The following is a 2876-nucleotide window of genomic DNA, read 5'->3' as shown; positions in this document are numbered from 1 at the left end:
CGACAGACAGAGCCCTATGAGCATAAAAATATAGTAATTAAATATAGTATGCAAGTATTTATTCCTACCAATTATATAAAGTAATTGTGAAGAAAATTGCTCTTTTTAATGTATTGCTATAAAATGAAATAAAATTTAATATATTAAGATATCACTAGAAATAACTCAAATGAATTATTTGAGTTAGAGGCAAGCAAAGTTCCTTTTGTTTAATTTTTCGCAAAAAAGTAGATTTGATGAATTTTTCTTTAAAAAACCCGAACGAGAGAAATTTAATTTCTAAGCAAACAGAATTAATTGCCCAAACAAGCACAGTCTTATCGCCAGCCAAGCAAATCTATGAGTCTTCAACACGTCAGTATTACCGCTTCAGAGCCTTGTCAGACATTACAAGTACAAGAGCAAAAAATCACAGAGGTATCTTCAAGGGCAGTTGCCTTCTGGCAGAGCCAAAAAAAGCCTCAGCATTTGTTGGCTAATATACCGGGGCTAACTTATCAATTTTTACTTCGTAGAGATGGTTCCCTTAGTTTTCTATTCCTCAGTCCCAGTTTTCAGGAATTTTTTGAGATAGAGTCACCAGATATGGAAATGGATACGGAAACCCTCATTTCCATGCTGCATCCAGATGACCGAGAGGATTTTTTCAACTCTATAGCCGAAGCAGGCGGAATGTTGCGATCGTGGAGGTGGGCAGGACGTTTTATTTTGCCATCAGGACAAGTTAAATGGATTCAGTGGGATGCACAACCTTCGTTACAGGCGAATGGAAATATTTTCTGGAATGGGTTGTTGGTAGATGTAACAAGTCACCAGCAGTTGAATGCGGAAGTCGAACGACTTTCTTTCTTGCTCGGTTTGACCGATCGCTTACAAAGCTCTACAGACTTACAAGAAATTGCTGAGTTTGCTCTCGGTTACCTTGTCTGCGTTACAAACTGTGCCTTTGGAGATGTCAAAGTAATTCGCGACTTAAATGAAACTTATCAAGCTTGTACTCTCACCAACTACGTATCTGCCGAATTTGTAGCAGCTTATGGCAAGACAGCAGTAGCAGAAATGGAAGCAGCTTTGCAACGAGGTGTACCCAGAGGTCAAGGACTGCTTTGGCAAGTGGTAGAAACAGGTCAACCATTATTTATCGAGGATTATGCCAATCATCCCAATGCAGTACCGGCATTGCGTCATTCGGCAATTGGTGAACTCGGCATTTTTCCGATTCCGGCTACAGATGGTACGGTTATAGGTGTACTCACTTTAGAGTCTCGTAATTTGCGCCAACTTCAGGATACTTTGCAAAAAGATTTACTCTTAGCTGCTTGTCGTATTTTGGGAGTTCGGATCGAACGGGCAAAGGCGCAAGAGTGTCTGCAAAGAACGAATACTGAGTTGCAATCGACTTCTCAACTATTGAGACAGCAAACCCAAGAGTTAGAGAAAACACTACAAGAACTGCAACAGGCTCACATCCAACTTGTTCAAAGCGAAAAAATGTCTAGCTTGGGTCAGCTAGTTGCTGGTGTTGCCCACGAAATTAACAACCCAGTCAGTTTCATCCACCGAAATATCGACCATGCAGATAAATATTTTCAAAATATGTTAAGTTTGCTGCAACTCTACGAACAGCATTATCCCCAACCTGTGCCTGAAATTAAATTGGCAATAGAAGAAATCGACTTCGATTTTTTAAGAGAAGATTTACCCAAACTAATCTGTTCTATAAAAGTAGGAGCGGAGCGCATTCGCGATATTGTCTGCTCTCTACGTAATTTTTCTCGTATAGATCGGGCGGAAAGGAAGGCTGTAGACATTCACGAAGGCATCGATAACACTTTGGTTCTTTTGAACAATCGGCTAAGGGCACAGCAGGGTCGTCCTGAAATTCAGGTGTTGAAAGAATATGGCGATATACCTCCGGTCGAGTGTTACCCAGGAGAACTCAATCAGGTATTTATGAACATTATTGCTAATGCTATTGATGCTTTGTCAGAGGTGGAAGAGCAAGGGGGAAATTCCCAAAGATCGATCGCCGAGTGCCAATTACCTACGATTTGGATTCGTACCGAAGTAATCGATAGTTCGAGGATTGTAATTAGGATTGCAGATAATGGCCCAGGTATACCAGAATCGTTGCAGTTGCGTATATTCGATCCTTTTTTTACAACAAAACCTGTTGGTAAAGGGACTGGCTTGGGACTATCGATTTCCTATCGGATTATCACCGAACAACACAGGGGTTTGTTAAAGTGTATTTCCGCTCCGGGACAGGGAACAGAATTTGCGATCGTGCTACCGCAGACACTAAGCGATCGAAATGCTGTTGCTACTGTCAAAACAGCATATTTAGATGACGGGAATTCAGCAAATACTTGAACTATCTTAAACAGATTCCCGATGTACCGTATCGGGAGAAAAAGCTGGTAAGCAGATAGCAATATATTCGGCTCCCTCTGCGGTGGGGGTGCTGTAGCGGACCCATTCTCCCTTACGTACAATCACAGCTTGTCCCGCTCGAACATCCACCTGACCGCCCTCGTATTCCACTCGCAGCATACCTGTGAGTACAACCGTAAACTCGTCGAACTCCGGACGCTGACCCGGTTCTATCCAGCCGCTAGGTGAACGCATATGGGCAATGCTGACAGCTTCAGTTTGGCTGTTAGCGCGACCGATATACTCGTCGATCAGTTTGGGCTTATTTCCTGCTGCTTGAATGCGGGTGGGTTTTTCAATTAATTGGGGCATGGTTGTTTATTTAAAATGCTGACAAATTCTGGAAAAAATAGCCATTATCATTATATTTTGGCAACCATCGAAGTTTCAAACAAGCCTAGTGTCTTGTCCCATATTTCTTATTTCAACTTAAACAAATTCTC

2 protein-coding genes are annotated in these 2876 nt (G+C 41.9%); one reads left to right on the top strand and one right to left on the bottom strand.

Going from position 1 to position 2876, the window contains the following annotated elements; all coding sequences use genetic code 11:
* Positions 1 to 339 precede the first annotated feature (339 nt).
* On the top strand, positions 340 to 2373 hold the full coding sequence (locus tag H6S82_RS27335; RefSeq protein WP_190467190.1) for an ATP-binding protein: 2034 nt from the start codon (positions 340 to 342) through the stop codon (positions 2371 to 2373).
* Positions 2374 to 2379: 6 nt separating this feature from the next.
* On the opposite strand, the gene H6S82_RS27330 is transcribed toward H6S82_RS27335, so the two are convergent.
* Positions 2380 to 2745 (bottom strand): cupin domain-containing protein, encoded by a 366-nt coding sequence (locus tag H6S82_RS27330; protein WP_190467188.1) that lies wholly within the window; start codon positions 2743 to 2745, stop codon positions 2380 to 2382.
* Between the last annotated feature and the right edge of the window lie 131 nt (positions 2746 to 2876).

This window comes from Planktothrix sp. FACHB-1355 (genome assembly GCF_014748295.1).
Classification (GTDB): Bacteria; Cyanobacteriota; Cyanobacteriia; order Cyanobacteriales; family Aerosakkonemataceae; genus Aerosakkonema; species Aerosakkonema funiforme_A.
This window is presented reverse-complemented; position numbering and strand designations above follow the sequence as displayed.

What these genes read in the sequence shown, in the direction of transcription:
- H6S82_RS27335 (WP_190467190.1), top strand. Translation starts at nt 340, where the DNA reads ATGAGTCTTCAACACGTCAGTATTACCGCTTCAGAGCCTTGTCAGACA.
- H6S82_RS27330 (WP_190467188.1), bottom strand. Translation starts at nt 2,745, where the DNA reads ATGCCCCAATTAATTGAAAAACCCACCCGCATTCAAGCAGCAGGAAAT.